Below are 25265 nucleotides of genomic sequence, written 5' to 3'. Positions count from 1 at the left end.
TACACGGATCTTATAGAAAATATAAGAAATTTTCTTCCTTTGAGAGATAAAGGTTTTTATAGTTTAATAATAGCTTTTTTACCAACAATTATTGCAATTTCATATCCAATAATTATCCAAACGATATCGAAACTGAATGAGGTATATTCTTCAAGTAAAATCATTGATTCCTTTAAAAAAGAAAAATATCATTTATACTTCAAATACTGCTTAATAAGTTCCCTGATTTTATCAGGATTGACTATTTTAAACTATGAATTTTTAAACATTCTTGCATTCGTTTTTCTTATCTTATTGATCGGAATATTTATTCTATATATTGAATTAATATTAAAATACAGTAATCCCTCCGACTTATTTGAGCACATTCTTAAAAAAACACAAATTTCAAAATTATTATCTGAAAACATAATTAAACCAAATAGAGCTAACTTTTTTGAAGAAATATTAAACAATCATCATGAAATAATAACAGACCTATATTGCTTTGCAATAAAATTTGATGATATACCTCTAGAGACAAATATAAGGCAACGATATTTTTACCTTATATCTAATATTTCAAAAGAATTAAATAATGAAAATGAAACCGAATTATCATTTGATTCAATAATATATAATAACAATTTTAAAATTCTAGAATCATTTATTAAAAGTTCAAACATAGAAACAAGATACAGAGCGATTGAATTTTATTCAACGGAATTTTATCTACCATATTCATTGGGAATACATGGACCAAAGCCATTTAACAATCAAACATTTGTTGCTATTTGGGATAATATTATTTTATTAATAAAAGTCAGTAATTATTCAAAAATAAAAAAACACTGGGAAATATTCTATAATTTTTTCAACCTTTATTTGCGAAGATCATATCTTCAATATGATGAAAAATCAAAGGTTACAGATGAAAGCTTTATTAAAAATCAAAAAATCATCCAATTTAAATCAAAAATTATTGAATTTAACATTTCCTTTTTAGCTATTATTTATTATAAAAGAAAATATAGGCTATTAGAAGATTTAGTTTTATATACTCAAAATCTTCCCGCCAAAACATTTTTGCTTGAATTTACTCCACAAAAAGCTTTTGATCAATACTTTGAGTTTCGAAAAGATATCTTCGAAAAGAATTGGACAATGTCATATTATTTTGATGACATAGAATTTGATTCAATTGGATTTCAAAAAGATTCCAAATTCTACATTTCAGAATTTTGTTTGATATTATTTTTATATTCTTGGATTAATGATTACGGCACTGCTTTAAAAGATAGTATTCAACCATTATCATTACCAAAGGATCTCCCGAGTCAGAAAGCTCTTGCACAAAAACTTCCAAATATCATAAGGCGTATTGAGAAAATTTTCAAAAATAAAAGTCTTATAAGTGAAACTTCCTTAGCATTAATAACTAGAAGAGATTGCTTATTGAAGGATATCCCATATCCAACTGATTATTTGAACAATTTTAGAAACAATCTTGAAATTCAGACCGAAGAAAGGTTATCTCGGGGTGAATTAGATTCTTCAAAAATAGAGGCTCTTATTAATAATACTGTAAGATCCATAAAAGAGGTTTATTTAGATGTTTCTAGAATTAAAGGAAATGATATTGATAAGGAGAATCGAGATGAAGTTAGTAATTTTATGGAAACAATAAGAGGCACAATAATTCCTTTAAATCGAGAAGCATTTTTGTCAGATCCAACTATTCACTATATTGATTACGATAAAATTTTAGGGAGATATATAAAAAATAATTATTACGCACACATTTTAGACAAAATCGATATCATAGCAACCGTAAACTATACTGTTGAATTTAATGAGATTTTCAAGGCGGTTGACATTTTGAATCTAAAAGATCATATAATAATTTCCGCAAATTTAAATCTTGAATTTTTAAACAATAGTCTAAAAATTGGATTAATTAAATCTGAAAATGGTTTAGAAGATTACACATATAAAGGTATACCAATTTTTTCTTTCGATGGTGGAAGGCATAGGAGTGGCCGTTTGTTTATTATGAAATCCAAAGACAAGCCGATGATAAAACACAGAGATTGGAAAGAGATTGAAAATCCACCTTCTGAATTTATAGATCGCTGGAAAAATATGGAAAATATTTCAGATGATCTCCATATCTATCTTGAAAGAATTGAGTTAAACGATCACCCAGATATACTTGATAAGTATAAGGAATTTTCCGAATATAGTATTGATGAATTGAAAAAAATGATTCAATTTGATGTTGATTTTTTAGGTTATTGTTGGTTCCCTAAATCTGTTAAGATAATTAGTATTAGTCAAGGAGATCTTTTCCAACAAGGCGGAGATCTTGATGAATTAAAGAAGATAAAACCTTTTGATAATGTATAGATTAATTAAATGAAAGCTAACGAACTCCAAATAGTCAAATTTTTAAAATCACCTGATGTCCAGTTTGTAATTCCGATCTATCAACGGAATTACGACTGGACCATTACAGAGTGTCGGGAATTGCTCAAAGATATCATCCAAGTGGCGGATGAAAGTCGGGTTTCCCATTTTATAGGAAGCATCGTCTTTATTCATGATGGAGTTTACAGTACCAGCAATGAAGTAAAGGAATTGGTGATCATCGACGGGCAGCAGCGGTTGACGACAATCAATATCCTGATTGCTGCGCTCTACCGCTTTGCCAAAGAGAATCTACCAACCCAAGAATCGGAGCGACTTTACAATATGTTTTTGGTTAATCAATATGTCCAAAAAGAGGCTTACAAGCTTAAACTGAAGCAAACAGATCGCAATTCTATTGCCTTCAAAGCCATTCTTCTTGGCAATGAAAAGTCAATCACTGAATACACCAATGTCAAGGAGAACTATACTTTTTTCAGGTCTGAGATTAACGCCGACACTTTCCAAGTCATTCTTGAGGGTTTGAACCGGCTTATTTTTGTGGAGATTTCTCTCGAAAGAGGCAAAGACGACCCTCAACGGATCTTTGAAAGTTTAAACTCCACCGGTCTTGATCTTTCCCAGTCTGATCTGATTCGAAATTTCATTTTGATGGATCTCCCGCCTGCTGATCAAGACAAAATCTTTGAATCCATCTGGAGTCCAATTGAGGAAAATGCTAAGGATCTTTCCAAAAGAATCTCATTGGTTTCGGATTTTATCCGGGATTACCTGACCCTGAAAACCAAAAAGATTCCAAACAAAAACAAGGTTTATCAGGAATTCAAGATGCTCTTTCAGGATAAAGATGAAGCAGATTTCTACCACGAGTTAGAAGAAATAAAATCCTTTTCATTTCACTACAAGAAACTCGTCAATCCCATTACAGTCACGGATAAGCAGGTTCGGAAAGAACTGGAATATATCAACCGATTGGAAATCAATGTAACTTACCCTTTCCTGCTTCAGGTATTTGAAGATGTGGAAAACGGATTGATTGAAACTTCCGATCTGGTAGCTATTCTCAAACTGATCCAAAGCTTTTCCTGGAGAAGATTTATTGTGGGTTTACCTACCAATGCCTTAAACAAAGTCTTTATGACTTTATACTCGGAAATTGATACAGAGGAATATGTGACTTCGATCGAAAAGGCCCTGATGAGAAAAGGAGGTAATTCTAAATTCCCTACCAATGAGGAAGTCAAATTGGCATTGAAGGACAAAGACCTTTATAATATCCAAACAAAGAACAGATCCTATTTTTTCGAGCTATTGGAAAACTACAAAAACAAGGAATATGTCGACACTTCAAACGAGGCGATTACCATAGAACACATTTTCCCCAGAACGCCCACGGAGGAATGGAAACAACAACTTTCCAGAGAGCAGTTTTCGGAGTTTAAAGACAAGTATTTGAACACCATTGCAAACCTTACCCTGTCAGGAAATAACGGAGCGTTAAGTAATAGAACTTTTGGAGAGAAAAAAGCTATGAACTCTGATGGAAAAGAGCAAGGCTATATTCACAGTAGACTTTGGCTAAACTCTTATCTTCAAAAAATCGATGAATGGACAATTCCACACTTCGAGGAGCGATTTGAAATCATTTATGAGCGATTTCTAAAAATTTGGAAGCTCCCTGATGTGGTAGTCTTTGACGGAGAAAATGACGAAGAACAAAATATTTTCGATGCCGAGAAACCAAGGTTTAAAAAGTTGGAATATTTCATTTTTGATAATAATAAGATTGAAGAGGATGCTGTGGCTCAAATGTATTTTTATGTATTAAGAGCTCTATTTCAAAAGAATTACCAAGTGATGGTAAGTGGTCAGGATATTCTGAAAATCACCAGAAATGAAGCTGATTTTAGAGATGGGAAAGAGTTGGATAATGGATACTATTTTGAATCGAATATTGACAGCAACTCTAAGTTTACTATCCTCAAAAAACTTCTTTCACTATTCGAGATGGAGGAGGAATTGATCATTAAGTATCAAACTGGACCTGTAAATAGCGGAGAACCTCCTAGGTATACAATTCGGAAAAAATATTGGCTTCAACTTTTGCCCTTACTTCAAGAAATCAATCTATTCCAAAACATTAATGCTTCAAATGATCAATGGTTAAGTGTAGGAGCTGGTATTTCAGGGCTTCAATACACATTAACAAATACTAAGTCAATTGCACGAATTGAACTTGGAATAGTAACATCCAGTAAGGAGATCAATAAATCATACTTCCGCCGACTATTTTCCAAAAAAGAGATGATAGAAGAAGCTTTAGGACAAACAATTGAATGGCAGGAATTACCTGAGAGTAAGATGAGTAGAATCAAAATCGAATTAACTGATGTTGATTTCTTTAACGAAAATGAGTGGGCAAAGAGAAATGATTATTTCTTAGAAATGTTTCAAAAATTTCAGGCCGCATTTGACCCGTTTGTATTTGAGCTAAAGTAAAAATGCCCCGCATGCTTCCCATATCCCTAATCATCCTCGGCGGAATTTTATTGATTTCCGGAATTATCCTTTTGGTTTGATCAAAGTCAATTAAAGGTGAATCTTTATCGCAAGTGATTCAAGCCGTTAAAGCTGATGGCATTTTGACCCCCAAAGAAGAAAAGCTGATCCTGGAAATCGCCATTACGGAAGGGAAAGATCCGGAAATAGCCATCAATAAAATCAAGAAGGAGTTGCAAGAATCCGAAGAGGAAAACGAAACAGAGTTAATTGATCTAAACCAAAAAGCAGGTTTGGGTTTCGAGAAGTTTGTGATCCAGAAGTTTGACAAGAAATACTTCAAAATTCGAAATTGGGCTGGAGATAAATTTGTAGATGGCCGATATGCAGATACTACCACACAGCCGGATTTTCAATTGTCGTTAAATCTTCGAGGTCAATCCTACCCTCTCGCTGTGGAATGTAAATGGAGATCTGAACCCAAAGGTGATTATATCCGCTTCGCCAACGATGGGCAATTGGAGCGGTACAAGGCTTTTGCAAAGCAAGAAAACTATCCGGTCTTCATTGTTTTAGGAATTGGAGGCAAAGCTTCAGATCCGGCTGAATTGTACATTTTGCCAGTCCAGGAACTGAATAAGTCAATACTTCACAAATCAGCCTTTGGAAAGTATCACAAGAAAATCGATGCCGATTTCTTTTTGGACCAAGAGTCGAATACGTTACGGTGATTATTAGTTTAATCTTCAAAAGCACTATGCAGGTTTTGCATAATGCTCGTAATCTAGACGATAAACGCTGAAACGGAAAACAGCTTTTTACCCATTTTGCATGGAAAACCCAATTCGACCCTTTGGATAAACTTTGTGCACACACTGTGTCCACAATGAAGTGAAATTTAGCTAATTCGGTTTCTGCCAAATCGATCCTATGAGCGGTTAAACTTATTTCTATCGTTTAAAAAAACCAGATAAATGAGCTTTAGAGTGACTTTCTATCCCTCACAGTAAAAGACTTGGTTAAAATTATATCCAAAAGCATATAAAATTTAATCAAAACTATTTTTTATACGTAAAAGCATATAAATCAAATCTTTTTTCTACATTTATATGTAAATACATATAGAATGAATCAAATAGCCGAATTTGTAAAAACCAGAAGAAAGCAATTGGGGATGACTCAGGAAGAATTTGCCGACAAAGCTGGCGTTGCACTTACTGTTATCCGGAAAATCGAACAAGGCAAAGAAAACCTAAGCCTGTTGAAAGTAAACCAAGTCCTCAGCATGTTTGGCCACATATTGACACCAATCCACGAAAAAGATGCGAGCAGGAATAATCAAGTATAACAATGAGCTAGCAGGATGGCGAAATTGTTTAACATTGAAGTGGTACCGTCTACACTAATCAGATTGGCTTCGGGCGAATTGTCCTATCTCACCAAGCGAATAGACCGCAAAGAGGATCATTCAAAAATCCACATGATTGATTTCTTGCAGATTCTGGAGCTGGAAGACAAATACAAAGGAAATATGGAAACCTTGGGAAAAACAATTGGTGAATTATCCACCAATATCGTACTCGACAAAATGCGATTTTTCGAGCTTGCCATTTTTAATTATGTCATTGGCAACAATGACATGCACCTGAAAAACTTCTCCATGTGGCTAACCGGTCAGGGCTGGACACTATCTCCTGCCTATGATTTACTCAATGTCAAAATCATTCTACCAAAAGACAAGGAAGACACGGCTCTCCTACTAGGTGGAAAAAAGAGGAATTTCAACAAAGGATATTTTGATAGGCTTGGCGAAGTTTTGAAACTAAATGAAAAACAAATCAACGGAGTTTATAATAGACTAAAAAAATGGTTGCCAAAGGCTACCGCATTGATCGAAAAGTCTTTTCTCACAGAGAATCTTAAAAAGGCTTATCAAGAAAGGGTAACTTTAGAAGTAAAGAAGTTCGCCGGAATTTGAAATGACAGATAAAGAAAACTACTCTCAGCGTTTGAATCTGAGTAAAACCACCCGGAAAAAGGTGATTTTTTTATTTTGACTAATTTAGTTGGAAAACAGGCCCCGCATAGGAAAACAAGTAGGTGATTTCAGTTTCAACATATTCTTCAGAAAAAAAGTCATACAACTGCTGGTCAGTCACCATCCGTATGGATTTATCATCTGGAAAATACTCCAAAATTTTTACTTCGAATTGGTAAAGAAAACTTTTTGGATTAGATGAAACAGCTTCTTCTCCACCAAAAAACATCAATTCCAGTTCCCCATCTTCTTTAAGGTTTACAATCCTCCTCGAAAATCCACATCCCTTTAAAATTTCCTTCTCCTGTGTTTTTGGATTTATCCAATCCACAAATAAGAATGTGTCAAAATCCATAATTGGAGTTTGCCTATTCAGATGCCATTCTATAGAAAACACTCCTGGTCCACACATTAAAAAATTAGCAGCGTGCTCGGTGATTTGCTCACCTGAATCGGTGAAATCAACCGGAATAGCCGAAACCATGGATTCAACAGCATATATGCCATAAGGATCAGTAAGCGGTTTTTCCACTTCCATACACCCAACTAGGGAGAATAAAACAAGAATCAAAAGAAATGCAATTTTTCTCATAGATGAATTTAAAAATTAATTTCAAATTAATCATTAAATGCAGTATTACAAACAAAAGGAATTTTAGCGGTGATAAGCATGTCATAGAGCTTTTGACAGATGTATCATCTGCTGAATTTGTAACAAAACCCGTACTGAAAATTCTGCATCCTTCGTTCGCTAATCATAGGATAAATCTGCAGGTGTTTCTTTAGCTACAGAAGTTTGTAGTGGATTAAGGATGACTGGAATTAGCCCTACCACCTAATGACTGAAAAGACCGAAGAATAAATCGAATTCGAATCGCGAAAGAAAAGTCCAACTCGATTTTGTACCATATCTGTACCGATTTTCAATATATATCTCAATAGGTATATACGGAACTATGCCAGTAGCATTTGAATAGACTTAAAATTTCCTGAAAACACCAAATAGTAGGATTCATCGGACACCCGACATCCGGTCCAGTTGAGTATTAAATTTGCTTACTTGCAGAATAGCGTATAAACAAAATCTTAATTACAAATAGTTACACTTTCTGTATCGGGAAGTAACTTACCGATTTCTTCCAAAAAAAATCATCCCGAAAATATCCCGAGGCATTTCTTCTAAAATTAAACCTGTTGTATTACCTACCATAGAATGGGCTCATTTTGAGAACAATAAAAAGTAAAAGCCAAGGACGTTTTACGCTCATAATCATTGCTTTTTGAATAATTGCCAGAATGCTGTTTTGGGTTTTGAATACCAAAATTTGTTTTTTAATAACTGGTAAATGGATAATATGTTGTTTTTTTATTTTTTTCAAAATAAAATTTTGATAATTTGATATTTTAATCTAGTTTTCGATTGTTATTACTGATTTTCTGGAGTTTAACTTCATCTTAAAAAAATCAAATTATATGAAACTTGGAATTCTTGGTGGCACCATGCTTGCCAAAACATTGGGAAAAAAATACCTGGAAGCAGGACTTTCAGTGGTTTTCGGAGTAAGAAACGACTTTGACACAGAATCCAACGATTGGAAAATGCTCAACCTTGTCCGAAACAGAATTTGTCCTTTCGAATCAGCGATTATTCAATCGGAGATTATTCTGATCTGTTGCGACAATAAAAACTTGGTTGAAGTCTGTGCCGCTCTGAATAATGTGGATTTGGATGGGAAATTTATTGTTGACTGCACCAATGCAAACTATGACAAAGTACTCGCAACAAGTAATACTAAATTAATTTCCAAAGCAGCACCAAAAGCTATTCTTTTCAAAGCATTTAACAATTTGGGCATTGATTATCCTAATTCGGATTTTCTGGGAATAATCAAAGAAACCTATTATTGTGGAGACAGCGAGCTTGAAAAGATCCGAATTAAAAGACTTATTGAACTTATCGGATTCCGTGCAATAGATGCAGGAAAAATGGATAATGCTCCCCTTTTGGAGGCTTTCTATCACCTCAGCAAAGAAATCAGCTGGAATAAAAAGGAACACTCCAACTATCATTTCAAATTGGTTTCGGCCTAATCTTATTTTTTAGATCACCCGCTTACAAAAAGAGTGAGATCGAAAGGTCCCACTCTTTTTCATTATGTCTGTTTTTTTTAAAATGAATGCACTCAACGCATATATGAAGTGTGAAAAAAAACACTTGATAAAAAATATATGCTGCTGTAATCCTTAATGGTGTTTCGCCATACTCTTATATTTCAGAATATAATTTCAAATTTTAAAGTATTGAAGTAGATTAATTTATGACACGCAGTCAATTGGTCTTTAAATTTGGAAAAATCATCTGCTGGAATTTTGCTGATTTAGAAATCAGGGAGTATTCAGTCCCCTTCAAGCCAAAGGATTGTTTATCTTTATCCATTAATTAAAAAACCCTTCTTATTTCATCCTAATCCGTCAAGGCAAAGCCTCAACACCTCAAAACAAATGAAAGTACTGGTAATCGACATCGGAGGATCCAACATTAAAATACTCGCAACAGGCCAACCTGACCGAATTAAAATACCTTCCGGAGATATGTTTACTCCACAACAATTGGTGCCGCTGGTAATAGAAAATGCAAAGGGATGGGAGTATGAGGCGATCTCAATCGGATTTCCGGGTGTGGTGAAAAATGGAAAGATCGTCGCCGATCCCGTCAACATGGGCATGGGCTGGAGAGAATTTGATTTTGCCTCGGCCTTCGGATGTCCTGTAAAGATCATCAACGATGCGGCAATGCAAGCTTTGGGTAGCTATGAAGGCGGAAAATTACTTTTTATGGGCTTTGGCACCGGCTTGGGTACTGCTATGGTGTATGAAGACCTGATTCTTCCTCTGGAAGGCGGACACTTGCCTTTTAAGCTCGCAACTTTTGAAACGCACGTAGGCAATGGGGCAATGAAAAAGCTGGGCAAGCCGAAATGGAAAGAGCATGTTTACCAGACTATTGCCCATTTCAACCATTGTTTTCAACCGGATCAAATTGTACTCGGAGGAGGGAATTCCAAACTTTTGGACAACATCCCTGACAATTGTCGCTTGGGTTCCAATAAAAACGCATTCACCGGGGGATTTCGACTTTGGGAGAAATCCTATAAATACTAAATCGCCCCCTCCTGGTAAGTCGAGTCAAGTTCTGAAAACTAGCTGCCAATATCAGCAAACATGATTCTCTCAACTAAACTATTAACCTAATCCCCTTTCTTTCATGAGTCAAGTCAAATCTGATGCCTTGGTTTTTTACGGTGCTACCGGCGATCTGGCTTTTAAAAAAATATTTCCAGCCCTTCACATGATGGTCAAACGGGGAAACTTGGATTGTCCGATCATTGGTGTAGCGCGTGGGGATTATGATCTTGAAAAACTTCGGGCTCGGGCCAAAGAAAGCATTGAAAATCACGGTCACTACGAAGAGGAATCATACAGGAAGTTTTGCAGTCTTCTCGCCTTTGTGGGCGGCGACTACACCGATCAGGAGACATTTCTTCGAATCAGAAAAGCCTTGGGAAAAGCACAGCATCCAACCCATTACCTTGCTATTCCTCCCGTTTTATTTCCAAAAATCATCGCCCAACTTGAGCAGTCAGGCTGCGCTGATGGTGCCAGAGTAATCGTCGAAAAACCTTTTGGTACTGATCTGCAATCAGCTAAAGCATTGAATAAAATTCTCCTTGGGAAATTTTCAGAAAGCTCCATCTACAGGATTGACCATTACCTCGGCAAAAGACCGGTTAATAACATTGTCTTTTTCAGGTTTGTCAACTCACTTTTGGAACCTGTCTGGAACAATAAGCATATTGAAAGCATGCAGATCACCATGGCGGAGGATTTTGGTATTCAAGGCCGTGGAGCCTTCTATGATGTCACAGGTGCAATCCGAGACGTGATTCAAAACCATCTTTTTCAGGTACTTTGCAACCTGACCATGGAGCCTCCCAATGGACTCGACAGTGAATCCATCCGAGACGAAAAAGTGAGGGTTCTGAAAGCCATCACTCCGCTCCGCGCTCAGGATGTAATATGCGGACAATACAAAGGATACCTGGGGGAAAAAGCGGTGAAGGAGGATTCAAGGACCGAAACCTTCGCTGCCATAAGGCTGCACATTGATTCCCCGAGATGGGAAGGCGTGCCATTTTACATTCGTGCTGGGAAAAACCTGCCTGTCACCTCGACCGAAATATTGGTGCAGTTTAAGCATCTGACCTCCGCCTATTCTTCAATTGCCACCCAACCCAATCACATCCGATTCCGAATCAGTCCTGACGTCAAAGTGGCTTTTGGAATGCTCATCATGGCACCCGGTGAGGATATGGCCTCGGTACTATCCGAAGTCCAGGGAAACCCTACTCCTTTTCCCAATGAAAAAGAAGCCTACGAACGTGTCCTCACAGATGCGATGGCTGGAGACCCTACCCATTTTGCCAGACAGGACTATGTGGAGGAAGCTTGGAAAATCGTGGATGAATACTTAGCTCAGGATCATCCCGTCCACTCCTATGATATCGGAACTTGGGGACCTGAGAATGTGAACGAACAAATCAACCCTCCGGGAGGCTGGAATAATCCTGTAGTAAACAAGCACAAATAAATGGAAATCAGAACTTTTCAATCTGCGGATGAAGTCGCAAAAGAAGCAGCAATTTATATCGCAGATCGAATACGGGAAAATGTCACCCGAAAAGGATCTTTCACCATGGCAATCAGTGGTGGACGTACACCTTGGGAGATGATTAAGGAATTGGCAAAGGAAGATTTGCATTGGGAAAAAGTTTTTTTATTCCAAGTGGACGAACGAATAGCTCCTGATGCCCATCCTGATCGAAATCTCACCCAGCTTTTTAAAGCAATTGAAGGCACAAAACTCGTATTGCGATTAAATATTTTCCCTATGCGGGTGACTGCTGACAATCTCAACGAAGCCTGCGAAGAGTACGCTGACCACATCACACGCCTGACAGAAAATGGGAAATTTGACTTGATACACCTAGGGCTAGGCACCGACGGACATACAGCCTCTCTGGTTCCGGGTGATGCTGTATTAGCAGTCCAAGACAAAACCGTGGCAATCACCGGCGACACCTACCAAGGCAGGCATCGAATGACACTCACCTACCCACTGATCAATCAGGCAGCAAAAATCCTGTGGGTAATTACAGGGGCAGAAAAAGCTGAAATGCTCAACCGATTGCTTCACCAAGACCCCTCGATCCCTGCAGGAAAAATTGATCAGTATCATGCGATTGTACTCACCGAGGAAAGTGCCTCGGTTGAGATTAATTAATATGATTATACGCTATTCTGCCAGTAAGCTAATTTCATAACTCATTTGGACCGGATGTCGGGTGTCCGATGTCCGAAGAGCCCTAACTTTTGGTGTTTTTAGGTAATTTAAAGTCTATTCAAAAGCTACTGGCAATGTCCTGTACATACATTTTAATTAATCTGTAGATCCGCATTCCTACCAGTAGCCAAATAAATTAAGTTTTGAAGTTCCAAAAAACGAGCCGTGGACAGTTGACTGTCGTCTGTGGACGATTATCCGCCATCTTCCTGGCTCATTTTTTCTTACTGGCAGAATTGCGGATAATCATGTTAATTAATAAACAAAAGCTGTCGATATCTATGAGACAGCTTTTTTTTCCACTCATTGGTCTTGTTCCAAGGGGTGGTTCACCTTTACCTCTGGAATTACAGGATGAAAAGCCAATACTCATAAATTCAATTCCAGGCGAAAAGGATAAATCTTTAGCTTTACGGAATACCCATAACTGATAGCTGCTTTACATGGACGCTCTTTTTCACCAAGCTTACCAAAATCCCTCAAAAATTGCCATTGTTGACCATACCGGTTCTTATTCCTATCAACAACTGATCGAAAAAACCAGAAGCCTTGCTTCCTTCTTACTTCAGGATAAGGAAGATTTGAAGGAGGCTCGCGTTGCCTATATGGTTTCTCCGGGTCTGGACTATGTAGCGGTTCAATGGGGAATTTGGATGGCAGGAGGTATTGCCGTTCCACTTTGCATTACCTATCCTTTCCCCTCACTTCAATATGTCATTGAGGATACTGAGGCCGAGTTGATTCTGGTGGGACCGGAATATGAGCAGCTTTTACAGACGTATGCTGAGGACCAATCAAAGCAATTTATTCGTCTAGCTGATGGAATTCCAAATCAAACAAGTATCAACTTACCAAGCATCGCTTCACACCGGGGAGCAATGATCTTATATACCTCAGGCACCACAAGTTTGCCTAAGGGAGTTTTGACTACACATGCTGCGATAGAAGCTCAAGTCATTACGCTGATTGAGGCATGGAAGTGGACCTCTCAGGACTATACACTTTGTCTTCTTCCACTGCATCATGTCCACGGGATTATCAATGTGGTTTCCTGTTCACTTTGGGCAGGTGCTACTGTTCAGTTTGTTTATCCTTTTGATGCTAAGCAGGTTTTTGAAATATTTTTAGAAGGAAAAGTGACGGTATTTATGGCGGTACCTACTATCTATTTCAAGTTGATTACACGGTTTGAATCAGAGTCAGAAAGGAGACTGGCTGAAATTTCCTATTGCTTGAAGAAAATGAGATTGATGGTATCGGGCTCGGCAGCACTTCCTGTATCGGTGATGGAAAAGTGGCAGCAACTATCCGGACACTACCTACTGGAACGCTATGGAATGACTGAAATAGGGATGGCAATCAGTAATCCCTATGAAGGAGAGCGAAGGGCTGGTTATATAGGGCAAGCTCTTCCGGGTGTCAAAATCCGGATTGTCGATGAAAATCAAAAGAACGTACCGGAAGGAGAACCTGGAGAAATACAGGTAAAGGGCCCTTCTGTTTTCAGGGAATATTGGGGAAAGGAGAAAGCTACCCGTAAAGCATTTACGTCGGATGGCTGGTTTATGACAGGAGATATTGCAACTGTGGAAAATGGCTACATCAGAATTCTGGGAAGAGATTCTGTCGATATTATCAAGTCCGGCGGGTATAAAATCTCAGCCCTTGAAATTGAAGAAATCCTTCGTAAACATCCCGAAATCGATGATTGCGGCGTAGTTGGACTCCTGGACGAAGAATGGGGTGAATTGGTCGCCGCGGCAATTATTTCAACTGAAAAACTTGACTTAAAAGAATTGAATGCATGGATTAGGGAACGAATGCCCGCCTATAAAACACCCAGAAAATACATTTTTCTAACCGAGCTGCCGAGAAATGCCATGGGGAAAGTGGTAAAGAATGACTTGAAAATACTCTTCAATTAAATACTTGAAGTCAATAAACCTTAGATTAAATCCATCTACCAAATTTTATTGCCAAATTCAATTCTCACGACCCAAACCCTCCTGCCGTGATCAAAGGCCTCGCATTTCTTTCAATTTCATTTATTCTCGGCATGTGGACCGGGGAACTGTTGGGTTCATGGCTTGGTATCCACGCAAATGTGGGTGGAGTCGGATTTGCCATGATTTTCCTGATCCTGTCCAAAGAATACTTCTCCCGTAGGGGCTGGTGGAAAAGTGAATTGGAATTTGGTATCGAATTTTGGAATAAGCTCTACATACCGGTGGTGATTGCGATGGCTGCAAGCCTAAATGTCAAATCAGCCATTTCTTCAGGTACCTTGGCCATTTTTGCAGGAATTGTCCCCGTGATTATCGCTTTTGCTGTTTTCTATTTTATGATGAAATCCTTCAAAACCACCTGAAATGGAGGAATTGATAAAAGTAATTGACAAAAACGGGCTAGTTGTTGCGTTTTTACTGGTGGGATTGCTCACCTGGCTGACTGACCTTTTTTCCAAAAAAATCCTTAACTCCAGAGTTCCTGGTTCGGCCATCGCCATTTTTCTCGCCTTGGCTTTTGGTTATTTGGGTGGCGTCATCGGAAAAGGAGAAAATGGGCTGGCAGATTTGGGTCTCTTTAAAGGTTTGGCATTGCTGGGGGGATCCATGTTTCGGGACTTCGCCATCGTCGCGACAGCTGTGGGCGCAAGTTTTCTGTTGATTCGAAAAAGCGGCTTACTTGGCTTGATTTCGCTCCTTTTAGGTATACTGGTGTTTTTTGTGGCCGGAGTGGCCATGGCTTGGGCATGGGGTTATCGGGATGCGGTAAGCCTTTGCACCATCGGGGCAGGTGCCTGCACTTATATAGTCGGACCTGTCACGGGTGGTGCGCTTGGGGCCAGTTCTGAAGTAATTGCCCTCAGCATCGGAACAGGTGTGGTCAAAACGATCGCGGTCACCATTTTCACCCCAATTTTAGCCTCAAAAATAGGTCTTAGCAATCCTTCTGCTGCCATGGCATTTGGGGGAATCATGGGCACTTCCAGCGGAGTGGCAGCAGGGTTGGCAGCGACAGATCCTAAATTAGTTCCCTATGGTGCCGTCACAGCTACTTTTTACACGGGTTTAGGATGCTTGGTATGCCCTTCACTGTTTTTCCTTATGCTAGACTGGATCTTTTAATTTGGGTCTAAAAGTCTACCATCCTAATTGATGAATAAATTAAGGCTGAAGCAGGTGGTCGCCTAGGATTGGTTCATTTGCTCCAAAAACAAAAATCCGGGCCATCAACCCGGATCTTTGTTTTTCATTAAACCAAAATCAATCAAAAAGAAAGTTTTTAGCTTTTTTTGATTAATTCTTGATACGATTGAAACTGAATTATGGTACGATTTTTTAATAGTATTTTTAATACAACTACATAATTTACTGATATTCAATTATAAAAATCTCATTTTGTGTTTTTTGCCAAGTCAAACCCCCTGTCATTAGGCAAAGCCATCCGAGTATTCAAATTTTAGAGGGGAGCTTATTTACAGTTTAAGCCAAAATAGCGGATCAGGATTGTAGTATCTGAAACAGTCTATTCTCGCAGGTCAATGAGGCTTAAATTAGGCTGGAGTCTATTCTATCAAAAGTTTTTTTCTTAAAATATATCCTAAAATTTGAGCTTGAACTTTGTAAGTTTTTCATGAGTGAATACAAAATATTAAAAGATCCTGTGACATTTTACAAAAGGAAACGCGTAACAACCTAGCTTAGTATCTGGAAAAATGTTTACCATGACCTATTCTTTTGTACTCCTAGCCGATTTGAACTTTTCATTACCCTGGGGGAATCCGGTGCTGATTTTTTCTTCCATTCTTTTTATCATCCTTTTTGCCCCGATTATCCTCAATAAATTTAAAATCCCTCAACTCATCGGATTGATCATTGCCGGAGCGGTCATTGGACCCAACGGAATAAATCTCTTGGAAAGAGACAGCAGTGTGGTGTTGTTTGGAACTGTAGGCTTGCTGTATATAATGTTCTTGGCAGGTCTTGAAATCGATTTGGCCGATTTCAAAAAAAACAGCAAAAAGAGTTTGATTTTCGGGATGCTGACATTTTTGATACCCATGACTTTGGGAACATTGGCAGGTCTTTATGTTTTGAATTTCCCTTTGAATACCTCGGTTCTTCTCGCCAGTATGTTTGCCTCGCACACATTGATTGCCTACCCGATTATCAGTAAGTTGGGAGTTACCAAAAACAAAGCAGTAAATATTACTGTGGGAGGAACGATGATCACTGATACCCTGGCCCTTTTGGTATTGGCAGTGATTGTTGGCATGACTAAAGGCGAAATAAACTCAGAATTTTGGATTCGACTGATTGTATTGTTTAGCATTTTCGCTTCAGTGGTCTGGTTTGTTTTTCCCATTTTGGGAAGATGGTTTTTCACCAAAAATTCCGACAGCATTTCCCAGTATATCTTTGTCTTGGGTATGGTCTTTTTAGCTGCCTTCCTTGCCGAGGCAGCGGGAATTGAAGCCATTATCGGAGCCTTCCTCGCGGGACTTGCACTCAATCGCCTGATTCCTCATACTTCCGCACTGATGAACCGGATCGAATTTGTAGGAAATGCCCTGTTCATTCCATTTTTCCTGATCGGTGTAGGCATGTTGATTGACTATAGAGTCTTTTTCATTGGATGGGAGACCATCACAGTGGCATTGATCATGACTGTTGTCGCTACTTTGGCAAAATTCTTAGCTGCTTTTTTGACTCAAAAAGCCTTCAATTTTTCGGTTGCCCAACGCAATGTAATATTCGGATTGAGCAATGCCCAAGCGGCTGCCACCCTAGCGGCTGTTTTGGTAGGCTACAATATCATTCTTGGTGAAAGCCCGGATGGCCAACCCATCAGATTGTTGGGTGAAAGTGTCTTAAACGGAACCATCCTCATGATTTTGGTAACCTGCACTATGGCTTCGTTTGTTGCCCAAAAAGGTGCCATCGCTTTGGCAATTGAAGAGGAGGAGAATAATGAAGAAGAGGATACCGAAGCCCGTCAGGAAAAAATCCTCATTCCGATCAATTATCCTGAGAATATGGAGGAATTGATCAACTTAGGAATCACTATCAAACAAAAAAAATCAAAAAATTCCCTGCTTGCCCTGAACATTGTCCCCTCTAATGCCAAGGATGAATCCAAAGAAAAAGCAGCGAAAAAATTGCTGGAAAAAGCCTCTGTAATTGCAGCCGGCACAGACAATATTCTCACCGAACTGATCCGCTACGATTCCGATATCATCAACGGGATCACCAGCGTAGTCAAAGAAAACAAAGCAACGGATATGATTCTGGGACTTCACAATCAGCGGGACTTATCGGGATCATTTCTGGGTCAACTCACAGAAGGAATACTCAAAAACTGTAACATCACTACATTCATTTATAAAAATTTCCAACCACTCAATACCGTCAACAAATACCTGGTTGTGCTTCCTCCCAATGCTGAAAAGGAAATGGGGTTTGTTTTCTGGCTTCTGAGAATTTGGAACATCGGATCGAATACAGGTGCCAAACTTGTTTTTTATGCTTCCGGAGAAACTATTGGCTACATCAGGCAAGTTCAGAAGAGACAGGATCTTCCTGTGGACTATGTTCCATTTGAAGATTGGGAAGATTTCCTGATAATCTCAAGGGATTTTAAAACCAACGATGCTTTAATTGTGGTTTTAAGCAGGAAAAATGGGCTTTCTTATGACCCCATCATGAAGAAGGTTCCCAAATACCTTAATAAATACTATCAAACAATTAATTACATCCTGATCTATCCCATGCAGGCGGGTTTTGATCAGGAGATTCCCTCCCATGCAGAGGCTATTTTCACACCTTTTCAAACTCCCGCTGAGCATTATGCCAACTTTAAAACAACAGTTTCCAAGCTTTTCGGGAATAAGTAAAACTCGGTTTTTTAAAAAAAAGACTTGTTATGGAAATTCTGATTAAAAATATGGTTTGCCCGCGCTGTATTGAAGCGGTGAAGCAGTCCCTTGACCTGTTGGATATTCCCTATGAATCCATTGTCCTCGGCAAAGTTAAACTGAAGTCCCCACTTTCCACCGATAAAAAAACACGTCTTTCCGCCTCAATTGATGCTAAAGGATTTGAAATTCTGGAGTCAAAAAATTCCGCTTTGATCTCTCAAATCAAATCACAGCTGATCGAACAAATCCATCATGCAGATAAAAGTTTGGGTGAAAATTTTTCGACATTTTTAGCAGAAAAACTGGATCATGAATACACTTCCTTAAGTAGACTTTTTTCTCAGGTGGAGGGAGTCACCATTGAGCGGTATATCACCCGACAGAAAATCGAACGGGTAAAAGAGTTACTTTTTTACGATCAACTCAATCTCAGCGAAATCGCTTCCAAGTTGGGCTACAGTAGCGTAGCCTACCTCTCCGCCCAATTCAAAAAAGAAACGGGAATGACCCCTTCGGAATTCAAGCGTAACCATTCAGGCAAAAGAACCAGCCTGGATCAGGTATAACCTCAAACCCGGATTCCAAACTCCCCTACTTCCATTCCTTTTTACCTTCGCATCCATCAAAATTTTATAAATCTCCTACAAAACTTTGTAATAGTCTTGCTGCTTATCCTGCCGTACTTTGTAGCATGGAAATCTCAGAAGCACAAATTCAAAAGCAAACCTTCCCCGTCACGGGTATGACCTGCGCAGCTTGCGCCTCCAGCGTCGAGACCATCCTGCAACATACCGATGGCGTAAAATCCGCCTCAGTCAACTTCGCTACCAACACGGTACAAGTTGAATTTGACGACTCGACCAATCCCGATACACTGAATAAGGCATTAGAAGATATTGGCTATGGATTGATCATCAGTGACAAGGAAGTAAGTGAATCAGTAAAGGAGGAGGAGGAAAAGAAATATGAAGCCGTAAAAAAGCAAACCATTGGCGCGGCACTTTTGGCCTTTCCTGTCTTTATTTTGGGGATGTTCTTCATGGATTGGGAACCCGGTAGATGGATCAGTTTGGTGCTTTCGATTCCTGTTCTCTTTTATTTTGGAAGCCACTTCTACACGAATGCTTGGAAGCAAGCTAAGCATCGCAAAGCTAACATGGACACACTCGTAGCCTTGAGTACGGGAATCGCCTTTATTTTCTCCGCATTCAACACGATTTTCCCTGAGTTTTGGCACATTCGGGGCATTCATCCGCATGTATATTATGAAGCTGCGACAGTGATTATTGTCTTCATTTCCTTCGGAAAGGTATTGGAGGAGCGAGCTAAATCCAGTACCGGAACCGCGCTGAGAAAACTCATGGGACTTCAGCCTAAAACACTCACACTAATCCGTGAGGGAAAGCCCCAGGAAATCAAGATCGAAGAGGTGGCTTTAGGTGATCGTATCCTGATCAAGCCCGGAGAAAAAATACCTGTTGACGGTAAGGTCCTTGAAGGAAGTTCATTCATTGACGAAAGTATGATTAGCGGTGAACCTGTGCCGATAGAAAAATTAGTCAGTGCCGAAGTCTTTGCCGGAACAATCAACCAAAAAGGCAGCTTGCAGATCGAGGCAGTAAAAGTGGGGGCCTCTACCCTGCTCTCTCAGATCATAAAACGCGTGCAGGAAGCTCAAGGCAGTAAAGCACCCGTCCAAAAGTTGGTAGATAAAATTTCCGGTATCTTTGTTCCGATAGTGATCCTGATTGCCCTGTTGACATTTGGAGTTTGGATGGTTGTAGGCAGTGAAAATGCCTTTTCTCATGCGCTTCTCGCTTCAGTTTCTGTCTTAGTCATCGCCTGTCCCTGTGCCTTGGGATTGGCCACGCCAACTGCCATCATGGTGGGTGTAGGCAAAGGAGCCGAAAACCAAATACTGATTCGCGATGCAGAAAGTCTTGAGCTTGGACATCGGGTAAATGCCCTGATTTTGGATAAAACAGGAACGATTACTGAAGGAAAACCGACAGTGGTCAGCATGCAGTGGGCAGACTCAGTTGGAAGTCAACAGTCCACAGACGACGGACTACAGTCACACCCTGTTGAATACGAGGCAGCGGTGGACAGTCGACAGTGGACCGTAGACCAAAAATCTATCCTTCACTCATTGGAATCCAAATCCGAACATCCCCTTGCCGAAGCGGTGGTCAAATACCTCAAAGAAAAAGAAATCGAAGGAGTGAATATTGAGGATTTTCAGAGTGTCACCGGAAGGGGCGTCAAAGGCAATTTTGAAGGAAAATCCTATTTCGTAGGCAATGAGAATCTGTTGAAAGAAAACCGGATAGCAATTACTCCCGAACTGGAGTCAAGAGCAAAAGAATGGAGCAAGGAAGCTCAAACCGTGATTTGGTTTGCCGATGAAAAGCAATCCTTGGCAATTTTGGGAATCCGAGATCAGATCAAGGCGAGTTCAAAATCTGCCATTCTAAAGCTCCAGAACTCGGGTATTGAAGTTTTTATGCTTACCGGCGACAATCGCCAAACTGCAACTGCCGTGGCTCATGAAGTGGGAATTCGCGACTTTCGGGCAGAGGTGATGCCATCCGACAAATCCCAGTTTGTAAAAAATCTGCAGGAAAAAGGAAAGATCGTGGCCATGGTTGGTGACGGAATCAACGACTCAGAGGCTTTGGCGCAGGCGGACGTGAGCATTGCTATGGGCCACGGCTCGGATATAGCCATGGACGTTGCCAAAATCACCTTGATTACTTCCGATTTGGAGAAAATTCCGCAAGCCTTCCGATTGTCGCATTTGACTGTCAATGGAATCAAACAAAACCTCTTTTGGGCTTTTATCTACAACCTGATCGGAATTCCGATTGCTGCCGGAGTACTTTTTCCGATCAACGGATTCCTGCTCGATCCGATGATCGCCGGTGCGGCGATGGCGTTTAGTTCGGTTTCGGTGGTGTTGAATAGTTTGAGATTGAAATCAAGAAATCTTTAAAAAATCGATTTACGAACTGAAAAAGTACTCCGGCCTGAAAGCCAAAATGAGTTAAAATCTAGCAAAGTCTGGTCTTGCATTTAACATCTTGTGTCTAAAATCTCTTATCTAAAATCCAAAAAAATGAAAATTCTAAAATTCAAAACCAACATCCAGTGCACTAACTGCCTCGCAAAAGTAACTCCAAAGCTCGATGAGCAAAGTGACATCCAATCCTGGGATGTTGATCTTCAGGATCCTGAGCGCACGCTGACTGTAAAAACCGAAAATCTGCAAGCAGAGGATATCAAAAAGGCAGTCTTAAAGGCTGGATTTTTGGCAAATTTAATAGAGTAAGATTTCTAACTCTTGGCATAGGACTCAAGACAAGCTACCGAAGACTTCTTCCAACTTGTCTTGTGTATTTGACAAAACACTGCCGAATCCTTTCATCTTTAAGGCCTTAACCCTTCTGAATTTCTTCTCCAAAAATTTCTTTGACCACCCAGCCTTTACCCCATTCTTCCATTTCCTGTTCAGTCCAGAGTTCAGGGAAAAAGATCACCTTCTGAAAACGTGGAGGCAGGTATTTCTGCCAATTGGTACCCCCTGTGGCAGCAATATCGACCGGATCTCTTTGGAGGTAACGCACAGCAGATTTGTAATGAGCTAAGGGCCATAACACATTGGCTTTCAGGTCAAACTGCTTCATCAATTCAGTCATGGATTCAGATGGTTTATCCAGTTCCATGTATTTCTGCCAGAGATTTTTACGCCGATAGGATTCGATCAGCTCAATCAGCTTTTTCCCATATTTCTGTTCAAAATTCTTCAGGGTTAAAGTTTTCTGCCCCGTCGCTAATTCGATTGCTCCCTGCTGCCAATATAGATTTTCAAATAAATCATCAGCAGGAGTGTGGTAATCATATTCGGATCTTTTTCCCAACACGATCAGATGAAACGCATCCGTTGCCATCAGCTCAATTTCTCGAAACTGTGCACTTTGAAAACCCGAAGATGGCAAAAGCGACATACGGAATTTGAGAAATTGCTCTCGCTCCATTCCTTTCCACATCATGGCAAAGGAACTGATCAAATGATCCAAATACATCAGGATTCGTTCCAGCCTAGCTTTGAAAAAATCCTCAGAAATTGGGTTTTGGTCTGCGATCTGCTCCATTTCGGAGATGATCAGCTTAAAGTATAATTCAGTAATCTGATGGTAGATGATAAAAATCTTCTCGTCTTTAAAGCTGGTTTTAGGCTGCTGCAATGATAGCAAAACATCCAAATTGATGTATTCCCAATAGGTCAGGTAATCGGCATAGAGCAGACCTTCAAGATAGGAAAGCATATCCTGACCGGAGGCTTTAAACTTTTCCTGGAGTTGATGTATTTTATCTAAAATTTTCGGATCGAACTGAGCTTCGTGCATGTGGATTTTTTAGTCAAAAAGGTAGTTAATTCAGCAGCTTTCTCCTTAATTTCGGGGCAGCTGTTACTTTCCTTTGCGGCAAAAATGACTGATTCCCAAAAATAAACAAAATATATTATGGAGGCTGTTGAAATTCAGAAATCACTTAAACAAGACCTTTTTGAGGGGGTTGATTTTCTAGACCTTGACGATTTGCTCACGGAAGAGCAGAAACTGATACGTTCATCTATTCGGGATTTTGTCAAAAAAGAAATCTCTCCTTATATCGAAGACTGGGCGCAAAAAAATCATTTCCCATACGAAATCGTCCGAAAATTCGGTGACGTAGGTGCTTTCGGCCCGCAACTTCCGGAGGAATATGGAGGTGGAGGTTTGGATTATATTTCCTACGGATTGATTATGCAGGAGATCGAGCGTGGAGATTCCGGCATGCGATCCACAGCTTCTGTCCAAGGTTCACTTGTGATGTATCCCATCTACAAGTTTGGATCTGAGGAACAGCGAAGAAGATTTCTTCCAAAGTTGGCATCAGGTGAATACTTGGGATGCTTCGGCTTGACGGAGCCTGACCACGGCTCAAACCCAAGTGGTATGGTCACCAACTTCAAGGATATGGGCGATCACTACCTGCTCAATGGTGCCAAGATGTGGATATCCAATTCTCCAAAGGCTGATGTAGCAGTTGTTTGGGCGAAAAACGAAGAAGGAAGAATTCACGGTTTGATCGTCGAGCGGGGAATGGAAGGATTCACCACGCCAGAAACCCACGGCAAATGGTCTCTTCGAGCTTCTTGTACCGGCGAGTTGGTTTTTGACAATGTGAAAGTTCCAAAGGAAAATCTACTTCCCGGCAAATCAGGCTTGGGCGCTCCGATGATGTGTTTGGACTCTGCACGATTTGGTATCGCATGGGGCGCTATCGGTGCTGCTATGGACTGCTACGAATCGGCAAGACGATATGCGGCAGAGCGAATTCAATTTGGCAAACCGATCGGAGGATTCCAACTGACGCAAAAGAAACTCGCCGAAATGCTTACTGAGATTACCAAAGCCCAACTTTTAGCTTGGAAAGTCGGCAAGATGATGAATGATGGCACTGCTAAAACTGTCCACATCTCCATGGCGAAACGGAACAATGTGGAAATGGCATTGAACATAGCCCGAGAAGCCCGTCAGATCCATGGTGGAATGGGAATCACCGGTGAATATCCGATCATGCGCCACATGATGAACTTGGAATCGGTTGTGACTTATGAAGGAACGCATGATATCCACTTGCTGATCCTGGGTCAGGAGATTACGGGTTTGCAGGCCTTTAAGTGAAAGAAATTGGAAGATTTTAAAATTGGAAAATTGGAAGATTTGGGTTACCCTGAGCAGCTTGCCCGCCGTGGCATGGAGTCGAAACCGAAATTGTTTTGGAAAATTGATATGAAATCTCAATTTAACCGTTGGCATAGAGGCTGACGGTTTTTTTATTCTCTACTGCGTGCGCATATTCTCTCAGGAAGAATTAGGAATCAAAACCACGCAGGTGTCTAACCACTTAATAACCCAGATGCCTTGGTAAGGATATTGGAAGATTTGGGTCAGCCTGAGTTTGGTTGAAGAGTTCGCCCCGATAAGTGTCTTCGATTTTAAATTAAAAGTGAGTCAGGATACTCACTTTAGCGATAGTGTTTTTAAACTCCCGCCCCAGGCCTTCTGTCTCCCAACTCTATTTCATCTTCCCCGGATTCTCTAGAATCTCTCTCAAATCTTCCGGGCTGGTTTTTTGCTTTCCGGTCAGGAGATAAATAACCATCCCCGCATCTGAAGGGTCAAACTCATCCCCTTTTTGTGCAGCAACCAGTCTACTATACAACCAATCCCAAGAGCCTTTCTCGTATGGTTTCTGATCTCTGTTTGGGGAGGTTTTCATCCAATCATACTTGGTCAGGTCAGTCTTCAAACCTTCGTAATCTGCGCCACCATTCTGATCGGTGATGTGGTCCAACTGAAGTCCTTTTTTCGCAAATGACTCCTCGATTTTGGCCCAGGTCCATCCTTTATGGGTTTCCCACTCGTAGGGATTATCTGCATGTTCATCGTTCCAGGTAGAATGCGAGATCAAGCGCACATGCTTCAGTTTGACAGAGTCTGCCTCATTGAGCGCATCACCGATAATATTCATTGGTCCGGCAGCTAGTATTGTCAATGGATCTTTGACCGAACTTTTATTGATCTGCTTAGTCAGTTCTATGACTGCGAAATTTGGGGCAGACACTGCTTCGATAAACTTGGTTTTTTTGAATCCAAATTTACTGCCTCCGATGAAGGCACTTTCCCTCATTTGTGCATCGGCACCGGGTTTCTCTTTATTGGATCCCCAGGTATGGTCGCTGAAGGTATAGACCACCAGCTGATCCTGAAGGCCTCGTGCGGCAAGTAGGGCAAGACTCATCGGAGTAGCAGCCCAATCGTCCTCATCATGTTCGTTTCCATCAGAACTGATTACAATTCTGCCTTTCGAAAAAGGGATGGTTTGGGCATGTGAAGCATAGAGAAAAGTAAAACAAAGGATAATCGAAAAAGAAAGGTTCTTCATTGTATAGG

General features: G+C 40.0%; 20 protein-coding genes. 17 read left to right on the top strand and 3 right to left on the bottom strand.

Annotated elements, in window-relative coordinates; translation table 11 throughout:
* The first annotated feature begins 39 nt into the window (after window positions 1–39).
* The 5 genes from BLQ81_RS16310 (at window position 40) to BLQ81_RS16290 (ending at window position 6883) form a co-directional block, all read left to right on the top strand.
* A complete protein-coding gene (locus BLQ81_RS16310) occupies window positions 40–2385 on the top strand; it encodes a hypothetical protein (protein WP_139183654.1) in 2346 nt (781 codons plus the stop codon).
* Window positions 2386–2394: 9 nt separating this feature from the next.
* Window positions 2395–4905 (top strand): DUF4268 domain-containing protein, encoded by a 2511-nt coding sequence (locus BLQ81_RS16305; protein ID WP_092732159.1) that lies wholly within the window; start codon window positions 2395–2397, stop codon window positions 4903–4905.
* A gap of 113 nt (window positions 4906–5018) precedes the next feature.
* The gene (locus BLQ81_RS16300; RefSeq protein WP_245693286.1) at window positions 5019–5636 is read left to right on the top strand and encodes a hypothetical protein; all 618 of its coding nucleotides are present in this window, start codon (window positions 5019–5021) and stop codon (window positions 5634–5636) included.
* Window positions 5637–6031: 395 nt separating this feature from the next.
* The gene (locus tag BLQ81_RS16295; RefSeq protein WP_092732156.1) at window positions 6032–6253 is read left to right on the top strand and encodes a type II toxin-antitoxin system Y4mF family antitoxin; all 222 of its coding nucleotides are present in this window, start codon (window positions 6032–6034) and stop codon (window positions 6251–6253) included.
* 15 nt (window positions 6254–6268) lie between these two features.
* Window positions 6269–6883 (top strand): HipA domain-containing protein, encoded by a 615-nt coding sequence (locus BLQ81_RS16290; protein WP_092732153.1) that lies wholly within the window; start codon window positions 6269–6271, stop codon window positions 6881–6883.
* 79 nt (window positions 6884–6962) lie between these two features.
* On the opposite strand, the gene BLQ81_RS16285 is transcribed toward BLQ81_RS16290, so the two are convergent.
* On the bottom strand, window positions 6963–7535 hold the full coding sequence (locus BLQ81_RS16285) for a hypothetical protein (protein WP_092732150.1): 573 nt from the start codon (window positions 7533–7535) through the stop codon (window positions 6963–6965).
* 881 nt (window positions 7536–8416) lie between these two features.
* On the opposite strand from BLQ81_RS16285, the gene BLQ81_RS16270 reads away from it, so the two are divergent.
* From BLQ81_RS16270 to BLQ81_RS16215, 11 genes are all read left to right on the top strand, one after another.
* Window positions 8417–9034: an NADPH-dependent F420 reductase gene (locus BLQ81_RS16270; protein ID WP_092732141.1), complete on the top strand. Its 618-nt coding sequence runs from the start codon at window positions 8417–8419 to the stop codon at window positions 9032–9034.
* Between the two features lie 411 nt (window positions 9035–9445).
* A complete protein-coding gene (locus BLQ81_RS16265) occupies window positions 9446–10105 on the top strand; it encodes an ROK family protein (protein ID WP_092732138.1) in 660 nt (219 codons plus the stop codon).
* Between the two features lie 103 nt (window positions 10106–10208).
* Window positions 10209–11591, top strand: coding sequence for a glucose-6-phosphate dehydrogenase (zwf, locus tag BLQ81_RS16260; protein ID WP_092732135.1), 1383 nt, complete (start codon window positions 10209–10211; stop codon window positions 11589–11591).
* Window positions 11592–12284 (top strand): 6-phosphogluconolactonase, encoded by a 693-nt coding sequence (gene pgl / locus BLQ81_RS16255; RefSeq protein ID WP_092732132.1) that lies wholly within the window; start codon window positions 11592–11594, stop codon window positions 12282–12284. It abuts the gene before it with no gap.
* A 503-nt stretch (window positions 12285–12787) separates the two neighbouring features.
* The gene (locus tag BLQ81_RS16245; protein ID WP_092732126.1) at window positions 12788–14269 is read left to right on the top strand and encodes an acyl-CoA synthetase; all 1482 of its coding nucleotides are present in this window, start codon (window positions 12788–12790) and stop codon (window positions 14267–14269) included.
* Between the two features lie 86 nt (window positions 14270–14355).
* A complete protein-coding gene (gene madL / locus BLQ81_RS16240) occupies window positions 14356–14712 on the top strand; it encodes a malonate transporter subunit MadL (RefSeq protein ID WP_245693285.1) in 357 nt (118 codons plus the stop codon).
* Between the two features lies 1 nt (window position 14713).
* Window positions 14714–15472 carry a malonate transporter subunit MadM gene (gene madM / locus BLQ81_RS16235; protein WP_092732120.1) on the top strand — a complete coding sequence of 253 codons (759 nt, stop codon included), beginning with the start codon at window positions 14714–14716 and terminating at the stop codon, window positions 15470–15472.
* 599 nt (window positions 15473–16071) lie between these two features.
* Window positions 16072–18240, top strand: coding sequence for a cation:proton antiporter (locus BLQ81_RS16230; protein WP_092732236.1), 2169 nt, complete (start codon window positions 16072–16074; stop codon window positions 18238–18240).
* 29 nt (window positions 18241–18269) lie between these two features.
* Window positions 18270–18830: a helix-turn-helix domain-containing protein gene (locus tag BLQ81_RS16225; protein WP_092732118.1), complete on the top strand. Its 561-nt coding sequence runs from the start codon at window positions 18270–18272 to the stop codon at window positions 18828–18830.
* A 125-nt stretch (window positions 18831–18955) separates the two neighbouring features.
* Window positions 18956–21256 carry a heavy metal translocating P-type ATPase gene (locus BLQ81_RS16220; RefSeq protein WP_092732115.1) on the top strand — a complete coding sequence of 767 codons (2301 nt, stop codon included), beginning with the start codon at window positions 18956–18958 and terminating at the stop codon, window positions 21254–21256.
* 123 nt (window positions 21257–21379) lie between these two features.
* Complete coding sequence (locus BLQ81_RS16215) at window positions 21380–21592, top strand: heavy-metal-associated domain-containing protein (protein ID WP_092732233.1); 213 nt, start codon at window positions 21380–21382, stop codon at window positions 21590–21592.
* A gap of 106 nt (window positions 21593–21698) precedes the next feature.
* Here the strand turns inward: BLQ81_RS16215 and BLQ81_RS16210 are convergent, their stop codons facing one another.
* Window positions 21699–22670, bottom strand: a complete 972-nt coding sequence (locus BLQ81_RS16210; protein ID WP_092732112.1) for a tryptophan 2,3-dioxygenase family protein — start codon at window positions 22668–22670, stop codon at window positions 21699–21701.
* Window positions 22671–22787: 117 nt separating this feature from the next.
* On the opposite strand from BLQ81_RS16210, the gene BLQ81_RS16205 reads away from it, so the two are divergent.
* Window positions 22788–23993: an acyl-CoA dehydrogenase family protein gene (locus BLQ81_RS16205; protein ID WP_092732109.1), complete on the top strand. Its 1206-nt coding sequence runs from the start codon at window positions 22788–22790 to the stop codon at window positions 23991–23993.
* 394 nt (window positions 23994–24387) lie between these two features.
* On the opposite strand, the gene BLQ81_RS16200 is transcribed toward BLQ81_RS16205, so the two are convergent.
* A complete protein-coding gene (locus tag BLQ81_RS16200; protein ID WP_092732106.1) occupies window positions 24388–25257 on the bottom strand; it encodes a hypothetical protein in 870 nt (289 codons plus the stop codon).
* Window positions 25258–25265 lie beyond the last annotated feature (8 nt).

It is taken from the genome of Algoriphagus alkaliphilus, from assembly GCF_900103735.1.
Taxonomy (GTDB): Bacteria; Bacteroidota; Bacteroidia; order Cytophagales; family Cyclobacteriaceae; genus Algoriphagus; species Algoriphagus alkaliphilus.
This window is presented reverse-complemented; position numbering and strand designations above follow the sequence as displayed.

Bases quoted from the DNA above. Each gene is read 5' to 3' on its own strand.
- BLQ81_RS16305 (WP_092732159.1), top strand. From the start codon at position 2,395: ATGAAAGCTAACGAACTCCAAATAGTCAAATTTTTAAAATCACCTGAT.
- BLQ81_RS16295 (WP_092732156.1), top strand. From the start codon at position 6,032: ATGAATCAAATAGCCGAATTTGTAAAAACCAGAAGAAAGCAATTGGGG.
- BLQ81_RS16290 (WP_092732153.1), top strand. From the start codon at position 6,269: ATGGCGAAATTGTTTAACATTGAAGTGGTACCGTCTACACTAATCAGA.
- BLQ81_RS16285 (WP_092732150.1), bottom strand. From the start codon at position 7,535: ATGAGAAAAATTGCATTTCTTTTGATTCTTGTTTTATTCTCCCTAGTT.
- BLQ81_RS16270 (WP_092732141.1), top strand. From the start codon at position 8,417: ATGAAACTTGGAATTCTTGGTGGCACCATGCTTGCCAAAACATTGGGA.
- BLQ81_RS16265 (WP_092732138.1), top strand. From the start codon at position 9,446: ATGAAAGTACTGGTAATCGACATCGGAGGATCCAACATTAAAATACTC.
- zwf (WP_092732135.1), top strand. From the start codon at position 10,209: ATGAGTCAAGTCAAATCTGATGCCTTGGTTTTTTACGGTGCTACCGGC.
- pgl (WP_092732132.1), top strand. From the start codon at position 11,592: ATGGAAATCAGAACTTTTCAATCTGCGGATGAAGTCGCAAAAGAAGCA.
- BLQ81_RS16245 (WP_092732126.1), top strand. From the start codon at position 12,788: ATGGACGCTCTTTTTCACCAAGCTTACCAAAATCCCTCAAAAATTGCC.
- madM (WP_092732120.1), top strand. From the start codon at position 14,714: ATGGAGGAATTGATAAAAGTAATTGACAAAAACGGGCTAGTTGTTGCG.
- BLQ81_RS16230 (WP_092732236.1), top strand. From the start codon at position 16,072: ATGACCTATTCTTTTGTACTCCTAGCCGATTTGAACTTTTCATTACCC.
- BLQ81_RS16225 (WP_092732118.1), top strand. From the start codon at position 18,270: ATGGAAATTCTGATTAAAAATATGGTTTGCCCGCGCTGTATTGAAGCG.
- BLQ81_RS16220 (WP_092732115.1), top strand. From the start codon at position 18,956: ATGGAAATCTCAGAAGCACAAATTCAAAAGCAAACCTTCCCCGTCACG.
- BLQ81_RS16215 (WP_092732233.1), top strand. From the start codon at position 21,380: ATGAAAATTCTAAAATTCAAAACCAACATCCAGTGCACTAACTGCCTC.
- BLQ81_RS16210 (WP_092732112.1), bottom strand. From the start codon at position 22,670: ATGCACGAAGCTCAGTTCGATCCGAAAATTTTAGATAAAATACATCAA.
- BLQ81_RS16205 (WP_092732109.1), top strand. From the start codon at position 22,788: ATGGAGGCTGTTGAAATTCAGAAATCACTTAAACAAGACCTTTTTGAG.
- BLQ81_RS16200 (WP_092732106.1), bottom strand. From the start codon at position 25,257: ATGAAGAACCTTTCTTTTTCGATTATCCTTTGTTTTACTTTTCTCTAT.